Origin of the sequence: Burkholderia sp. BCC1208 (assembly GCF_902833095.1) — a bacterium.
Taxonomy (GTDB): Bacteria; Pseudomonadota; Gammaproteobacteria; order Burkholderiales; family Burkholderiaceae; genus Burkholderia.
Genome location: NZ_CADFDY010000002.1, coordinates 535847 through 552349, shown reverse-complemented (window position 1 = coordinate 552349; position 16503 = coordinate 535847). Strand labels below are relative to the sequence as shown.

The 16503-nt window shown below is 69.0% G+C and carries 12 protein-coding genes and 1 riboswitch; of the genes, 10 read left to right on the top strand and 2 right to left on the bottom strand.

What is annotated here, in order from left to right:
- Window positions 1-103: 103 nt before the first annotated feature.
- The 10 genes from HWX09_RS07295 to HWX09_RS07250 all read left to right on the top strand — a co-directional run bounded on the left by HWX09_RS07295 (window position 104) and on the right by HWX09_RS07250 (window position 13459).
- On the top strand, window positions 104-1687 hold the full coding sequence (locus tag HWX09_RS07295) for a Na+/H+ antiporter (protein WP_027782471.1): 1584 nt from the start codon (window positions 104-106) through the stop codon (window positions 1685-1687).
- 661 nt (window positions 1688-2348) lie between these two features.
- Window positions 2349-3482 carry a hybrid sensor histidine kinase/response regulator gene (locus HWX09_RS07290; RefSeq protein WP_027782472.1) on the top strand — a complete coding sequence of 378 codons (1134 nt, stop codon included), beginning with the start codon at window positions 2349-2351 and terminating at the stop codon, window positions 3480-3482.
- Window positions 3483-3606: 124 nt separating this feature from the next.
- Window positions 3607-5283, top strand: coding sequence for a methyl-accepting chemotaxis protein (locus HWX09_RS07285; RefSeq protein ID WP_027782473.1), 1677 nt, complete (start codon window positions 3607-3609; stop codon window positions 5281-5283).
- A complete protein-coding gene (locus HWX09_RS07280; protein WP_027782474.1) occupies window positions 5280-5792 on the top strand; it encodes a chemotaxis protein CheW in 513 nt (170 codons plus the stop codon). Before HWX09_RS07285 ends, HWX09_RS07280 begins: the two co-directional genes overlap by 4 nt.
- On the top strand, window positions 5789-7207 hold the full coding sequence (locus tag HWX09_RS07275) for a CheR family methyltransferase (RefSeq protein ID WP_027782475.1): 1419 nt from the start codon (window positions 5789-5791) through the stop codon (window positions 7205-7207). The genes HWX09_RS07280 and HWX09_RS07275 overlap by 4 nt, the downstream gene beginning before the upstream one ends.
- A gap of 43 nt (window positions 7208-7250) precedes the next feature.
- Complete coding sequence (locus HWX09_RS07270; RefSeq protein WP_027782476.1) at window positions 7251-7967, top strand: chemotaxis protein CheW; 717 nt, start codon at window positions 7251-7253, stop codon at window positions 7965-7967.
- Window positions 7964-10273, top strand: coding sequence for a hybrid sensor histidine kinase/response regulator (locus HWX09_RS07265; protein WP_027782477.1), 2310 nt, complete (start codon window positions 7964-7966; stop codon window positions 10271-10273). The genes HWX09_RS07270 and HWX09_RS07265 overlap by 4 nt, the downstream gene beginning before the upstream one ends.
- The gene (locus tag HWX09_RS07260; protein ID WP_027782478.1) at window positions 10270-11289 is read left to right on the top strand and encodes a chemotaxis response regulator protein-glutamate methylesterase; all 1020 of its coding nucleotides are present in this window, start codon (window positions 10270-10272) and stop codon (window positions 11287-11289) included. Before HWX09_RS07265 ends, HWX09_RS07260 begins: the two co-directional genes overlap by 4 nt.
- Before the next feature lie 82 nt (window positions 11290-11371).
- Window positions 11372-11477: riboswitch (Fluoride riboswitch) on the top strand.
- 79 nt (window positions 11478-11556) lie between these two features.
- Entirely contained in the window at window positions 11557-12798 is a 1242-nt protein-coding gene (locus HWX09_RS07255; RefSeq protein ID WP_027782479.1) for a voltage-gated chloride channel family protein, read from the top strand.
- A gap of 79 nt (window positions 12799-12877) precedes the next feature.
- Window positions 12878-13459 carry a hypothetical protein gene (locus HWX09_RS07250; protein ID WP_027782480.1) on the top strand — a complete coding sequence of 194 codons (582 nt, stop codon included), beginning with the start codon at window positions 12878-12880 and terminating at the stop codon, window positions 13457-13459.
- Between the two features lie 18 nt (window positions 13460-13477).
- On the opposite strand, the gene HWX09_RS07245 is transcribed toward HWX09_RS07250, so the two are convergent.
- Window positions 13478-14191, bottom strand: a complete 714-nt coding sequence (locus HWX09_RS07245; RefSeq protein WP_027782481.1) for a riboflavin synthase — start codon at window positions 14189-14191, stop codon at window positions 13478-13480.
- Window positions 14192-14401: 210 nt separating this feature from the next.
- The gene (locus HWX09_RS07240; RefSeq protein WP_027782482.1) at window positions 14402-16264 is read right to left on the bottom strand and encodes an ABC transporter ATP-binding protein; all 1863 of its coding nucleotides are present in this window, start codon (window positions 16262-16264) and stop codon (window positions 14402-14404) included.
- Window positions 16265-16503: the final 239 nt, after the last annotated feature.

Here is a 16503-nt window from a genome sequence, read left to right as displayed (position 1 = left end):
AACAGGCTCGACTATGGGCCTCGCCTCGTGATGTAATCGCGCGAAACTGCCGACCGGGGTACGACGCCGGAAAGCGCGAATTCATTCTCCACGAGGTCGATTCATGTCCCCCGTCTCGGCATTCAAGCTGGTTCTGTTGTCATTCCTCGCGATCGTCGCGCTCGAATACATCGCCAAGCGGCTGCGGCTGCCGCCCGCGGCCGCGCTGCTGATCGGCGGCATCGGCATCGCATTCATCCCCGGTCTGCCGCCGGTCAACCTCGATCCCGAGCTGGTGCTGCTGGTATTCCTGCCGCCGCTGTTGATGGACGGTGCGTACTTCTCCGTGTGGGAAGAATTCAAGCGCAACGTCGGCGGCATTCTGATGCTGGCGATCGGCGCGGTCGTGTTCACGACGTTCGCGGTCGGCTTCGCCGTGCACTGGGTCGTGCCGGCGCTGCCGTGGGCCGCGTGCTTCGCGCTCGGCGCGATCGTGTCGCCGCCCGATGCGGTCGCCGCGAAGGCCGTGCTCGAACGCGTCGCGCTGCCGCGCCGGCTGATGGTGCTGCTCGAAGGCGAGAGCCTGCTGAACGACGCGGCCGGCCTCGTGCTGTTCCGCTTCGCGGTCGCGGCCGCGCTCACCGGTGCGTTCAGCCTGGAGCACGCGGTCGTGCGCTTCGCGGAGCTCGGGCTCGGCGGCGTGGTGGTCGGCTTCGTGGTCGGCAAGCTCGTCGTGTGGTTCCTGAAGCTGCTCGACGACGACTACCTCGTGATCACCGTCGCGGTGATTGCCGGATGGATCGCGTACATCGCGGGCGAAATGGTCGAGGTGTCGGGCGTGATCGCGACGGTCACGGCCGGCATGATCGTCGGCTGGCATCAGCACGAGGTGTTCTCGGCGGCCGTGCGCACGCGCGGCACCGCGTTCTGGCAGGTCATCGTGTTCCTGCTCGAGGCGATGGTGTTCGTGCTGATCGGGCTGTCGCTGCGCGGCGCGATCCACCGGCTCGGCGGCTTTGAGCAGGTGCTCGGCACGATGGTGCCGCCCGTGCTCGCGGTGCTGGCGGCGGTGATCGTGTCGCGCTTCGTGTGGATCTACGCCGTCGAGGCGCTGAAGTGGCCGGTGCGCGGCCTCGCGCGGCGCGGGCCGGCGCCCGACTGGAAGGCCGCGACGATCATGAGCTGGGCCGGCATGCGCGGCGTGGTGACGCTGGCGATCGCGTTGTCGTTGCCCGAGGCGCTGCCCGGCCGCGACGTGATCCTGGTCGCGTCGTTCGCGGTGATTCTCGTCACCGTGCTGCTGCAGGGTACGACGATCGGGCCGCTGATCCGGCTGCTGCGCCTGCCGCAGCGCGACGAGCGCGCCGCGCACCACCTGACCGAGCCGCAGACGTGGGCGTACGTCGAGGCCGCGCAGCTCGCCGCGATCCAGCCGCTCGTGCATGACGAGAACGGCGTCGTGATCCATCCGCGCCTGCTCGAGCAATACACGTATCGCGCCCAGTTGACCGAACGGACGAAGAACGAGCCCGCGTATCCGGCGGAAGTGCGCGTCGCGCACTACGACGTGGTGCTGGCCGCGATCCGGGCCGGGCGCGCCGAACTGTTGCGCCTGCACCGGTCCGGGCGCATCCACGACGAGATGCTGCATACGCTCGAACGCGACCTCGACCTGCAGGAAGTATCCGCGCAGCACGCGCGCGGCTAGCCGGCTGTCGAAAAGCGCCTCGTTTCGACAGCCGGCACGGTGTTCGAGAGGATTTCGTCTGCGATTGGCCGCCGAGGGGCAGACGTATCGTGCCGGATGCCCGGATGCCCGGATGCCCGGATGCCCGGATGCCCGGATGCCCCGATGCCCCGCTGGCGGGCCGGCGCGTTGCCACGTGACGATTGCGCTCGGCGTCATCGCGCCGCTCCGTGCAGCACTGCTGCCGGTATTCGGCCATTCGAGTCGGATGGTTCGCAAGCGTCGTCGGATCGAGGTGCGGGCCGACCTGTCGGGCATCCGAATCCGGCCCCAATAGGACGCTGGATGCCAGCCTTGCAGCGCATGCAAACCTCATCGCGGCGGTCCCGCAAACGTTATCGTCTTTCGAATCCGGAAATGATCTGATTTATCTGTTTCCGTCTCTTTCCGCATATTCGGCAAAACTAAACCGGAAGGAGATAGATGCTGTGTTCTAATTTCATTTAGAATCAGCCGGTTATGTTTATTGAGAGAAAGAATGCGGAGGTAATGCGGTCGTCGACGGGGAAACAAGCGGCGTCCGAAGCCCTGCAAGGCAGTGCCGACAGGCCAAATCGGCGAAATCAGGCGGGTTTTACAACTGCCAATATAAGATAGTGTCCAAGTCGGATAAACAACTCCTATGAAAGAATCGATTGGAGATTCGGCGTTTGAAACTGTATTTATGAAAGAATCGAGCAGTGATAATGCCTCGGATTGCCTCGAACCGGGGTTATCGGTCCTCCTCGTCGACGACCAGCCGTTCGTCGGCGAGGTGATCCGCCGCGCGTTGCGCAGCGAGCACGACATCGACCTGCACGTGTGCACCGACGCGCATCGGGCGATGGCGGTCGCGCGCGACGTGAAGCCGACGGTCATCCTGCAGGATCTCGTGATGCCGGAAATCGACGGCCTCGATCTCGTGCGCGCGTGGCGCGCCGACGCCGGCACCGCACGCGTGCCGATCATCGTGCTGTCCGCGAAGGAGGAGCCGATCGTCAAGCGCGAGGCGTTCATCGCCGGCGCGAACGACTATCTGGTGAAGCTTCCCGACGCGATGGAGCTGACCGCGCGCATCCGCTATCACTCGAGTTCGTACCTGATGTCGCGGCAGCGCGACGAGGCGCTCGATTTCCTGTCGCACGACATGCGCTCGCCGCAGACGTCGATTCTCGCGCTGCTCGACGTCTACCGGACCGAACACGGCGACATGCCGGCGATCATGGAGCGCATCGCCGGCCATGCGCGGCGCGCGCTCGCGCTCGCCGACGGCTTCATCCACCTGACCCGCGCGCAGTCCGAGCGCCGCGCGCACGAGGTCCTGAGTCTCAACGAGATCGTGCTCGACGCCGTCGACCAGCTGTGGGAGAAGGCGGCCGGGCTCGGCTGCCGGGTGATCGCGCACGTGCCCGATACCGAGTGCGTGACGATGGGCGACCGCATGATGCTGACACGCGCGGTCGCGAACCTGATCGACAACGGGCTGAAGTACGGCCCGGCCGGGATGGACGTACATTGCACGCTGAGCGGCGACGACGGCGCCTGGCTGATCGGCGTCGAGGATGCCGGCGCCGGCATCGCGCCGGAACAGCGCACGGCCGCGACCGAGTCGTTCGTGCAGCTCGAATCCGCGCACGGCGCGGCGCGCGGCGGTTTCGGCCTCGGCCTCGCGTTCGTCCGCGCGACGGCGGCGCGGCATCGCGGCAAGATCCTGATGCGCAATACGGCGCGCGGCTTCATGGTCGCGCTTCGGCTGCCGGCGCAAGCGGAGCAGTGATGTCGCGGCGCGGCCTGCCGGCGCCGCGCCGCCCGCGAGACCCCGATGCGCTCGTGGCGCGCCACCCGGCGCGCACGCGGGCGCGGATTTTTTCAACGCTGAATCTAGAAAGCCCATAACGAACATGGCCACCGTGACGCCCCGCGCGACCAATGAAAGCCTGCATCCGACGATCGGCGCTGCCCGGCTGACGCTCGGCAATCGCATCCTGCTCAGCTTCGGCGTGCTGTTCGTGCTGATGCTGGTGACAGCCGGCGTGTCGTACGAGCGCCTGCGCGCGATCAACGCCGAAGCCGTCAGCATCGAGCGCGACTCGTTGCCCGGCGTCTATCTCGCGTCGTCGCTGCGCGGCTCGGTCAACGAATCGTTCATGCTGCTGCAGCAGGCGACCTTCGTCGACACCGGGCCAGAAGCCGTGCAGCGCGATCTCGCGAAGATCGCCGACGCGCTGAAGGAAACCGAATCGCTGTCGGTGGACTACCAGAACACGACGTTCCGCGACGACGACCGGCAGCGCTTCATGGCGTTCCGCGGCGCCTACGATCACTACGTGCCGTTGCTCAACGACGCGATGCAGAAGAGCCGCGCATCGCACGACGAGGCAGTCGCCGCGTACGCGAAAGCGCTGCCCGCATGGACCGAGGTCGTGCGCAACGCGAACGTGCTGGTGCAGGAGAACCGCAAGTTCGCGGAGCAGTCCGCGAAGCTGATCCGCGAATCCGTGCAGGACACCGAGATCGTGCTGGCGACCGCGCTGGCGTTCATGCTGCTGTCCGCGCTGGGGCTCGGCTACATGCTGTACCGCTCGGTCACCGTGCCGATGGCGCGGCTCGTCGAGGTGCACGACGTGATGCGCACCGGCAACCTGACGCGTCGCCTCGACCTGCGCCGCCGCGACGAATTCGGCACGCTCGAGACGGGCTTCAACCGGATGGCCGACGAACTGACCGAGCTGGTCTCGCGCGCGCAGCAGTCGTCGCTGCAGGTGACGACGTCGGTGGCCGAGATCGCGGCGACGTCGCGCGAACAGCAGGCCACCGCGAACGAGACCGCGGCGACGACGACCGAGATCGGCGCGACCTCGCGCGAGATCTTCGCCACGTCGCGCGACCTGCTGCGCACGATGAACGAGGTGGCCGGCGTGGCCGAGCAGTCGGCGACGCTCGCGGGCGTGAGCCAGAGCGGGCTCACGCGGATGGGCGAGACGATGCGCAGCGTGATGGACGCGGCCGGCTCGGTGAACGCGAAGCTCGCGATCCTCAACGAGAAGGCGCTGAACATCAACCAGGTGGTGGCGACGATCACGAAGGTGGCCGACCAGACCAACCTGTTGTCGCTGAACGCGGCGATCGAGGCCGAGAAGGCCGGCGAGTACGGCCGCGGCTTCGCGGTCGTCGCGACCGAGATCCGCCGCCTGGCCGATCAGACGGCCGTCGCGACCTACGACATCGAGCAGACGGTGAAGGAAATCCAGTCGGCCGTGTCGGCGGGCGTGATGGGAATGGACAAGTTCTCCGAGGAAGTGCGCCGCGGGATGCTCGACGTGCAGCAGGTCGGCGGGCAGTTGTCGCAGATCATCTCCGAGGTGCAGACGCTCTCGCCGCGCTTCCAGATGGTCAACGAGGGCATGCAGACGCAGGCGAACGGCGCCGAGCAGATCACGCAGGCGTTGTCGCAGCTGTCGGAGGCCGCGCAGCAGACGGCCGAGTCGCTGCGCCAGTCGTCGCAGGCCATCGACGACCTGACGCTCGTCGCGAACCAGTTGCGCACCAGCGTGTCGCGCTTCAAGGTCGACGCGTGACGCGCGCCGACACGCAGAACGGCGCTCACGCGCTGTTCCTGATGTTCGAGCTCGACGGCGAGCGTTACGCGCTCGACGCGGCCGGCATCGAAGAGGTGATGCCGCTCGCCGTCACGAAGGCGGTGCCCGGCGCGCCCGACTGGATCGCCGGGCTGCTGATGCGCGGCGGCGAGCCGGTGCCGGTGATCGACGTGCCGATGCTGGCGCTCGGGCGGCGCGCGCAGGCGCTGCGCTCGACGCGGCTCGTGATGGTCCGCTATCGCTCCGGTCACGCCGGGGGCGAGCGCACGCTCGGCCTGATCGTCGAGCGCGCGACGCAGACGATGCGGATCGACCGCGCGGCGTTCCGCGCCAGCGGCGTCTCGACCGCGCGCACGCGCTGGCTCGGGCAGGTCGCGAACACGCCCGACGGTGTCGTGCAGCAGATGTCCGTGTCCGACCTGATCGACGACGTTGCACGCCTGTATCTGTTCGACGGCCTGTCGGGCCACGGGGGGGAATCCGCATGAACGTGTCCGAATCGCGATTTCGCGGCTGGCTGCTGCGCGAGACCGGCATCGACCCCGATTCGCTCGGCAACGATTTCCTGATGCGGGCGCTGATGGATCGCGTGCATGCGTTGCAGGGGGACGGCGAGCGCGTGCCGTCGGCCGCGCGGCTGCCCGTGACGCCGGAAGCGCTCGACGCGTACTGGCAGCAGCTCAACGCGTCGGCCGACGAACGGCGCGCGCTGATCGAGCTGTTCGTCGTCCCGGAGACGTGGTTCTTCCGCGACCGCGAAGCCTTCGCCACGCTCGCGCGGGAGGCCGCCGAACGGCTCGCCGCGATGCCCGGCCGCGTGATTCGCGTGCTGAGCGCGCCGTGCTCGACGGGCGAGGAGCCGTATTCGGCGGCGATGGCGTTGCTGGATGCGGGGCTCGAGCCAGCCAGCTTCGCGATCGACGCGATCGACCTCAGCGCGCGCGCGATCGAGCAGGCGCGGCTCGGCTGTTACGGACGCAATGCGTTCCGCGGGACGGCGACGGAGTTTCGTACGCGGTACTTCACGCCGACCCGCGACGGCTGGCTGCTCGACGAGCGCGTGCGCGCGTGCGTGCAGTTCAGCCACGCGAACCTCGTCGAACCGGTTGCCGACAACGGCATTCGCTACGACTTCGTGTTCTGCCGCAACGTGCTGATTTATTTCGACCGCGATGCGCAGGATCGCGTGATCCGCTCGCTCGACGCGCGTCTCGCCGACGACGGCATGCTGTTCGTCGGGCCGGCGGAGACGGGTGTCGCGATGCGGCAGGGGATGCGCTCGGCGCGCGTGCCGCTGGCCTTCGCGTTTCATCGCGAGTCGGCCGGTGCTGCGGCGGCCGATGCATGCGCTGCCCGGCCGGTTGCGCCGCTGCCCGCGGCGGCGCCGTCCCGGCGCGCGGAGCGCTTCACGGTCGCACCGCTCACCGCGCCGCGCCCGGCGGTGGCCGTCGAGCCGTCGGCCTGGCTCGGCGACGTGCGTCAGCCGTTCGCGGCGGCGCCGGTCGTGCGGACGGCCGCAATCGACGCACGGGCCGCGCTGGCGGTGGCAACCGCCGTGGCGGCCGCGCCGGCCTACGACGGCATCGCGCCGGCGATCGACGATGCCCCGACGCTGGAGGATGCACAGGCTCTGGCGAACGCGGGCGCGTTCGACGAGGCCGAGCGCGTGCTCGCGCAGTTCTCGGCGCGCGTCGGCCCGCATGCCGATGCGTTCTACCTGAACGGACTGATCGCGGATGCGCGCGGGCGCGCCTCGGAAGCGGGCGACTTCTACCGGAAGGCGCTGTACCTGCGCCCAACGCATCATGAGGCGCTGACGCATCTCGCGACGCTGCTCGACGTCGGCGGCGATCGTGCGGGCGCGCAATGGCTGCTCGAACGCGCCCGGCGTTCGGCCGGCTGACACGACGGGAATGGGACCGACACCGCGATGACCAGAGAAACTCATGAACCGCGCCGCCGCTGCCACTGACGACGCGACGCTCGACGTCGACGATTGCTGGAACCGGATCGGCACGCGCGGCGACCGCTCGTGCGAGCGGCTGAACGACTGCCTGCGCTGCCTGAACTGCCCGGTCTACGCCCGTCACGCGGCGAAGCTGCTCGAGCGTCCGCTCGACGTCGCCGAAATGGCGGACGTCACGTGCCGGATGAGCGCGTTCGGCACCGCGCATGCGCGCGACGACGACGGCGATACGCGCCATGCGGCGCTCGCGTTCCGGGTGGCCGACGAATGGCTCGCGCTGCCGATCGGCGTGCTGCGCGAGATCGCCGGCACGCGTCCGATCCATTCCCTGCCGCATCGCCGCCATTCGGCCGTGCGCGGGGTGGTCAACATCCGCGGCACGCTGCGCATCGCGATCTCGATCGGCGCGCTGCTCGGCCTCGATGCCGGCACGACCGGCAACACCGGCAGCGGCAGCGGCGACGGCCGTTTCACGCGGCTGCTGGTGGCCGCGCACCAGGGCGAACCGATCGTGTTTCCGGTCGACGAAGTCGAGGGCGTGCTGCGCTTCGGCGCCTCCGACTGGGTGCCGGTGCCTGCCACGGTCGGGCGCGCGAGTGCGGGCCTGTCGCGCGGCGTGCTGTCGTGGCGCGGCAAGTCGGTGGGGCTGCTCGACGACGATCGTCTGTTCGACGCCGTGACACGGAGCATGCGATGAGCGGCGATGACGACCTGAGCCACCTGTCGCTGCTCGAGCTGTATCGCGAGGAGACGCGCACGCAGACCCAGGCGCTGTCGGAGCGGCTGCTCGCGCTCGAATCGGGCGAGCCCGACTCCGTCGCGCTCGAGGCGTGCATGCGCGCCGCGCATTCGCTGAAGGGCGCCGCGCGCATCGTCGGCGTGCCGCTCGGCGTCGAGATCGCCGGGCGGATGGAGGAATGCTTCGTCGCCGCGCAGGCCGGCACGATCGCGCTGACGGCCACGCACGTCGACGTGCTGCTGGCCGGCGTCGATTTGCTGGTGCGCGTCGGCGATCCGCAGGGGCAGCCCGTGTCGCAGACCGAGATCGACGTGTTCGCCGCGGCGCTGACGGGCGCCGACGGCGCGCGGACGATGCAGGCGCCGGCCGCCGTGCCGCCGCCGGTGCCGCCGTCGTTCGTGCCGTATCGCGAACACGACGGCGCCGCCAACGAGCCGGTCGGCGCGAGTGCCGCGGTGCCGCCGCTCGCCGTATCGGGCACGGTGCCCGATCCGGCCCAGGCCGGCCGCATGGCGGGCGCCGGTGCGATGCGCCGCGTGCGCGCCGACACGCTGAACCGGCTGTTGAGCCTGTCCGGCGAATCGCTGGTCGAATCGCGCTGGCTCAAGCCGTTCGCGGAATCGATGCTGCGCGTGAAGCGCGCGCAGCGCGACGCGGCCCGTTCGCTCGACCTGATGTACGAGCAGTTCGCCGACGATCTCGACGCCGGCATGCTCGCGTCGATGAACGAAGTGCGGCACATGCTCAACGACCTGCAGCGCTCGCTTGCCGAGCGCATGGACGAATTCGACCGCTTCGAGCGGCGCAGCACGCATATCGCCGAGCAACTGTACGACGAGGCGCTGCAATGCCGGATGCGGCCGTTCGGCGACGCGACGCGCGCGTATCCGCGCATCGTCCGCGATCTCGCGCGCTCGCTCGGCAAGCAGGTGCGTTTCTCGATCGTCGGTGAAGGCACGCAGGTCGATCGCGACATCCTCGACCTGCTCGACGCGCCGCTCGGCCATCTGCTGCGCAATGCGATCGACCACGGCGTCGATTCGCCCGACGCGCGCCACGCGCGCGGCAAGCCGGCCGAGGCGAGCGTCACGCTCGAGGCGCGCCACAGCGCCGGCTCGCTGCTCGTCAGCGTGATCGACGACGGGCCGGGCGTCGACATGGATGCGCTACGCGCGGCCGTCGTCCGCCAGCGCCTGACCGACGACGAGACGGCCGCGCGGTTGTCCGATCCCGAGCTGCTCGAATTCCTGCTGCTGCCGGGCTTCTCGATGCGCGATGCGGTGACCGACGTATCGGGGCGCGGCGTCGGCCTCGACGCGGTGCAGGAGATGGTGCGCGGCGTGCGCGGCGCGGTGCGGATCTTCAACGAGCCGGGTGCCGGCATGCGCTTCGTGCTGCAGTTGCCGCTCACGCTTTCGGTGATTCGCAGCCTGCTCGTCGAGGTCGGCGGCGAACCGTATGCGTTCCCGCTCGCGCATGTGCGCCGCACGCTCGAACTCGCGCACGACGACATCGACGTGCTCGAAGGGCAGCCGCATTTTCCGTTCGACGGCCGGCGCGCGGGCCTCGTCGCCGCGCACCAGTTGCTCGACGCGGGCGAGCCCGATGCCGCGCGCGCCACCACCGCTGTCGTGGTCGTCGGCGGCGAACCCGAGCTGTACGGCGTCGCGGTCGACCGCTTCCTCGGCGAACGGATGCTGGTCGTGCAGCCGCTCGACAGTCGTCTGCACAAGATCCAGAACATCGCGGCCGGCGCGTTGCTCGAGAATGGCGACCCGGTGCTGATCGTCGACGTCGAGGATCTGATCCGCTCGGTCGACAAGCTCGTGCGCGGCGGGCAACTCGCGCGGCTCACGCGCGATCCGCAACTCGCGCTCGCCGACCGGCGCCGCCGCGTGCTCGTCGTCGACGATTCGCTGACGGTGCGCGAGCTCGAACGCAAGCTGCTCGAAAAGCGCGGCTACGACGTGACGGTCGCGGTCGACGGCATGGAAGGGTGGAACGCGGTGCGCAGCGATGCGTTCGATCTCGTCGTGACCGACGTCGACATGCCGCGCATGGACGGCATCGAGCTCGTCACGCTGATCAAGGGCGACCCGATGCTCAAGCGCGTGCCGGTGATGATCGTGTCGTACAAGGATCGCGACGAGGATCGCCGTCGCGGGCTCGACGCCGGCGCCGATTACTACCTCGCGAAGAGCAGTTTTCACGACGAGGCGCTGCTCGATGCCGTGCACGACCTGATCGGGGACGCGCGCAGATGAACATCGGCATCGTCAACGACCTGCCGCTGGCCGTGGAGGCGCTGCGCCGCGTGATCGCGCTGCGCGCGGACCATCGCGTGCTGTGGGTGGCGACCGATGGCGACGAGGCAGTGGATTTCTGCGTCGCGCATCCGCCCGACGTCGTCCTGATGGATCTCGTGATGCCGAAGGTCGACGGCGTCGCCGCGACGCGCCGGATCATGGCGCGCGCGCCGTGCGCGATCCTGATCGTGACGGCGAGCGTCAGCGCGAACACGTCGTCGGTGTACGAAGCGATGGGCGCCGGCGCGCTCGACGCGGTCGACACGCCGACGCTCGCGCTCGGACTGTCGACCGATGCGCCGCCGCAGGCGCTGCTCGCGAAGATCGACCAGATCGGCCGACTGCTCGAAAGCCGCACCGCGGCGCTCGTGCCGCCGGGGCCGGCGCCCACGCGCGGACAGCCGACGCTCGTCGCGATCGGTGCGTCGGCGGGCGGACCGACCGCGCTCACCGCATTGCTGCGCGCGCTGCCGGCCGATTTTCCGGCCGCGATCGTGATCGTCCAGCACGTCGACCAGGCATTCGCGTACGGCATGGCCGAATGGCTCGACGGCTATACGCGGCTGCCGGTGCGCGTCGCGCGGCAGGGCAGCGTGCCGGAAGCGGGCGAGGTGCTGCTCGCGGCGACCAACGACCATCTGACGCTGTCGCCGCGCGGCGTGCTCGGCTATACGCGGCATCCGGCCGAAACGCCGTATCGGCCGTCGATCGACGTGTTTTTCAACAGCGTCGCGGACGGCTGGCAGGGCGATGCGCTCGGCGTGCTGCTGACGGGCATGGGACGCGACGGCGCGCTCGGCCTGAAGGCCATGCGTGCGAAGGGCTGCTATACGATCGCGCAGGACGAAGCGACCAGCGCCGTGTACGGGATGCCGAAGGCGGCCGCGGCGGTCGGCGCGGCGTCGGCGATCCTGCCGCTCGAACAGATCGCGCCTCGGTTGATCGCGCGAATCGCGCTCGCGCCGCGCGACTGACGGCGGCGCATCGGGCAGGCGCCGTCGTTTCGTGGCGCATCGGCGTCCGCATTGCGTGCGTGGCGCGGCGTCGCGTACAATCGCGGCCTGCGGAGATGGCATGCCTCCCTGTGGTCGTTCGCGGCGCATGACGCGCGCGGTGCGGCCCTCAACCGCCGGTTCGCCCGGCTGATGATGCCTGCGTGTTCCTGGGTCGTCAGGAGGTCGCAGGCCGTCCATCCGGTATTCTGCCGCCCAGGTTTTGATGTTCCGTCGAATCTGGAAATCATGTTCTTCACGACTTCTGCCGATCTTTTCGCGACCGTGCGCTACGTGTGCCGCTGGCTCGCGCTTTCAGCGCTGCTCGGCGCGCTGGCCGGTACGGCTTCCGCATTGTTCCTGATCGCGCTCGACTGGTCGACCGATACGCGCGTCGCGCATCCGTGGCTGCCGTGGGGGCTGCCGGCCGCCGGTTTCGCCACCGGCTGGGTCTACCATCGCTTCGGCCAGTCGGTCGCGCGCGGCAACAACCTGCTGATCGACGAGATTCACGACCCGAAGGCGCTCGTGCCGAAGCGGATGGCGCCGCTCGTGCTCGTCGCGACCGTCGTCACGCACCTGTTCGGCGGGTCGGCCGGCCGCGAGGGCACGGCCGTGCAGATGGGCGGCGCGCTCGCCGATCGCGTCACGCACCTGTTTCGTCTCGATCGCGAGCATCGCCGCGTGCTGCTGATGGGCGGCATCGCGGCCGGCTTCGCGTCGGTGTTCGGCACGCCGCTCGCGGGCGCCGTGTTCGGGCTCGAGGTGCTCGCGATCGGACGCGTGCGATACGACGCGCTGCTGACCTGCGTCGCGTCGGCGATCGTCGCGGACGTCGTGTGCCGCGCGTGGGGCGTCCATCACACGGCCTATGCGATTCCGTTCGTGCCGGCCGTATCGGCGACGGGGCTGGCCGTGACGATCGTCGCGGGCATCGCGTTCGGCGTGGTCGGGCGGCTGTTCGCGTTTGCGACGCATGCGCTGACCGCGTGGTTTCGCCGCGTGATCCGCCATGCGCCGCTGCAGCCGGTGCTCGGCGGCCTGGTGGTCGCCGTGGCCGCGACCGTGCTGAACGTGCCGCAGTATCTCGGCCTCGGCATCCCGACGATCGAGGCCGCGTTTCACGGCCCGCTGCCGCTTTACGATTTCGCGGGCAAGTTCGCGTTCACCGTCGTCACGCTCGCGTCGGGATTCAAGGGCGGCGAGGTGACGCCGCTGTTCTACATCGGCGCGACGCTCGGCAATGCGCTCGGCCAGGTGCTGGCGCTGCCGGTGCCCGTGCTCGCGGGGCTCGGCTTCGTCGCGGTGTTCGCGGGCGCGGCGAATACGCCGATCGCGTCGACGATCATGGCGATCGAACTGTTCGGCGCGGATATCGGCGTGTATGCGATCGTCGCCTGTGTCGTCGCGTATCTGTTCTCCGGACACGCGGGGATTTATCGCGCGCAGCGCGTGGCGGTGGGGAAGGGGGCGCGGGTGGAGGCGGAGTGAGTGTGCGGCCACGCTTGACGTCGTTCGATCGCAGCGGCGCGATACGATACCCGGGACGCTCGAACAGGAGAGGCATCCAATGACACTGGACGACTTTCTGACCGAAGCGAAGCGCCTCGCCAGGCCATGCCACGCGTACCGCTTCGCGGCCGACGGCGAAGCCGTCACCGGCTACTGGCATGGGGTCGACGCCGGCGCGTTGTGCATCTCCGTCGAGCGCGACGGCATCTGGCTGAACGTGTATCTCGACGAAAGCGGTACGGGCGGCCGCGTGGAGACTGCCACGCAACCTGTTCGTTCGGATCGCCCGCTGTGCCGATCCGATGCAACGTCGCTTCCGCCGGTCGACGCGGTGTTCCGCTTCGGCTCCGCCGCGATCGACGCCTACCTCGACGCATGCGGCTGGCAGCGCGACTGGGGGTTCAACGACAACTTCAAGGGCACTGCCGCGCACGACTACGCGCGCGCGTGGATGGCGCAATGCCCGCTCTACACGGGCGGGGTGGTGGCCGTCGCGGGCGGATGGAACATGCCGTGGCCCGACGACGGCGATGAGCCGATCGATCTCGATCTCGTCCTCCGGACGTTCGAGGAATCGGAGCCGTGGATCGAGGTGTTTTCCGACGGCACCCGGTACTCGGTGATCCAGCGGATCACCTAGCACGCGGGTAATTCCCCTTTACTGCTTCGGCAGCCGCGCGACATTGCGCGCCAGCAATTCCTCGATATCGATGCCTTTTTCCGCCAGCAGCGCGGTGACGACGCCGTTCAATTCGCCGAGCGTTTCCTTGACCGCTTCCCGGATCGTATCCACGACGACCTGCGTGCTGCGCTCGATCTCGATGTTGACCTTGTCGTTGACGCCCTTCGCATCGAACGTGGTCGCGCGGCGCGTTTCGGGAATCAGCCAGACGTCGAACCAGCCTTCGTCGCGATTGACGTCCGAAACCGTGAGGCTGCAGCCGTTGATCGCGATATAGCCCTTCGCGAACACATAGCGCTTGAACTCGGCAGGCACGCCGATGCGGATCATCCGGTTGTGTTCGGACGACGCGATGTGCAGGATGGTCCCCGGGAAGTCGACATGACCGGACAGCGGATGCCCGCCGATCTCCGCGCCGTCCTTCGCGGCCCGCTCCAGGTTGATCCGAGAGCCGATCGCCAGATCGGCCAGCGTGGTGATTTTCAGGCTCGGCAACATCACGTCGAAGTCGATGAGCTCCGGCGAATGGATGGTCGTCACCGTCAGGCACACGCCATCGACCGACACGCTTGCGCCGATCTCGATATCGTCGGTGAACCGCTCGGGGAATGCGATGCTGAAGGTCCTCAGCTCGCCGTGATCCTTGATGGCGTCGATGGTGCCGACACCCTGAACAATGCCTGTAAACATGGTCTGCCTTTCGTCGCGAATTGCCTGGCCGACATGATAAGTGATCCCGGCGGCGGACACGCGGCGGCGCGCGGTTCGGTGCCGCCGAGCCCGTGCCGCGCACACGAAAAAGGCCGTGCGCGGGGCACGGCCTCGATCCGGAACCGATTGCACTCGACACGGCGCGGCGGCGATGACCGCGCCGCCGGCTCGTGTGGCGACGCGCTCGCGTCAGACCTCCGCCGGCTCTCCCAGCGGCCCGGCATTGCGATCCGCCATGCGCCGCGGCGAATCGGCGAGCCCCTTCGCCAGCTCCAGCGCCTGCCGCTCGAACAGCCGGCGGTAGATGCCGCCGTCGATGCGGATCAGCGCGTCGTGGTCGCCTTCCTCGATCACCTTGCCGCGATCAAGCACCAGCAGCCGGTCGAGCGCGCGCACGGTCGACAGCCGGTGCGCGACGACGAGCGTCGTGCGGCCGACCATCAGCCGCTCCATCGCCTGCTGGATCAGCAGCTCGCTTTCGCTGTCGAGGCTCGACGTCGCTTCGTCGAGGATCAGGATCGGCGCATCCGCGAGGAACGCGCGCGCGATCGCGACGCGCTGGCGCTCGCCGCCCGACAGCTTGATCCCGCGTTCGCCGACGAGCGTGTCGTAGCCGTCCGGCAGCGCGACGATGAAGTCGTGCGCGCTGGCGAGACGCGCGGCGCGCTCGATGTCGGCGCGGCTCGCGTCGGGGCGTGCATACGCGATGTTCTCCGCAAGCGTGCGATGGAACAGCACGGGCTCCTGCTGGACGATCGCGATCTGGCTGCGCAGCGACTCCTGCCGTACCTGCGCGATATCCTGGCCGTCGATCGTGATGCGGCCGCCCGACACGTCGTACAGGCGCTGGATCAGCTTGATGAACGTCGTCTTGCCCGACCCCGAATGGCCGACGAGCCCGACGCGTTCGCCGGGCGCGATCCGCATCGAGAAATCGTCGTACAGCGGCACCGGATGGTTGCCGTAGCGGAACGTCACGTGCTCGAAGCGGATTTCGCCTTGCCCGATCCGGATGGCCGGCGCGCCGGGGCGATCGTCGATGCCGAGCGGCTGGCGTTCGAGCGCGACGAGTTCTTCCATGTCGTTTACCGAGCGCTGCAGGTTGCGGATGTGCATGCCGACGTCGCGCAAGTAGCCCTGCAGCATGAAGAACATCGTCAGCGCGAACGCGATGTCGCCGACGCTCGCTTCGTCGTTCGCCCACAGCCGCAGCGCGACGCCGATCATCGCGGCCTGCATCGCGACGAGCATCGCGCCCTGCAGCCCGCCGTTGAACGTGCCGCGCACCCAGGTGCGGCGCGTACGCTGCCGCCATTTGCCGATCACGCGCGCGAGCCGCGCTTCCTCGCGCGTTTCCGCGCCGAACGCCTTGACGACCGCGTTGCAGCTCACGGCATCGGCGAGCGCGCCGCCCAGGCGCGTGTCCCACAGGTTGCCGAGCCGGGCGGCCGGCGCGACGATGCCGAGCGACACCGCGACCGTCACCGCGATGTACAGCAGCGAGCCCGCGCCGACGACGAGCCCCATCACGGGCCAGTGCGCGCCGAGCAGCACGGTCGCACCGACCAGCATCGCGACCGACGGCAGCAGCGCGATCAGCACGGTGTCGTTGAGCAGGTCGAGCGCCCAGATCCCGCGCGTGATCTTGCGCACGGTCGAGCCCGCGAAGCTATTCGCGTGCCAGTCGGTCGAGAAGCGCTGCACGCGGTGGAACGACGCGGCGGCGATCTCGCTCATCATCTTCAGCGTGAGCGTGATGATGTTCAGGTAGACGCCCTGGCGCAGCACCGTCGCGCCGATGCCGAGCGCGGCGAGCGTGCCGAACGCGACGAGCGCCGAATGCCACGCGGCCGCGCGGTCGGTCAGGCCGGTCGACAGCGCGTCGACGAGGCGGCCGGCGAACAGCGGCGTGAGGACGTCGGCGAGCGCGGCGAGCAGCGCGAGGCTCGCGACGGTTGCGATGCGCGCCGGCTGCTTGCGCCAGTAACGGACGGTGAAGCCGAAGACGGCCCGGAACGCGTGGCCGCCCAGATGGGAGGTTTTTCTGGTCATGTATCGTTGCCCGTCGCATCGCGCGACGGGACTTTCCGGTTCGGAGAACGTCGAAAACGCAACAGCCGGGCCGCGCGAAACACGCGGGCGGAACGAAACGGGCTGTCGGGAAAGCGCGGCTGACGGGTCAGCGGAAAACTCGGGAGCCGGCGCGGACGGCGGGCTGGATCAGCTGGGCCGTGGGACCACGTTCGGGAAGGCTGCTGGCATTCGGAACATCTGCACCTCCCCTGAAGTGA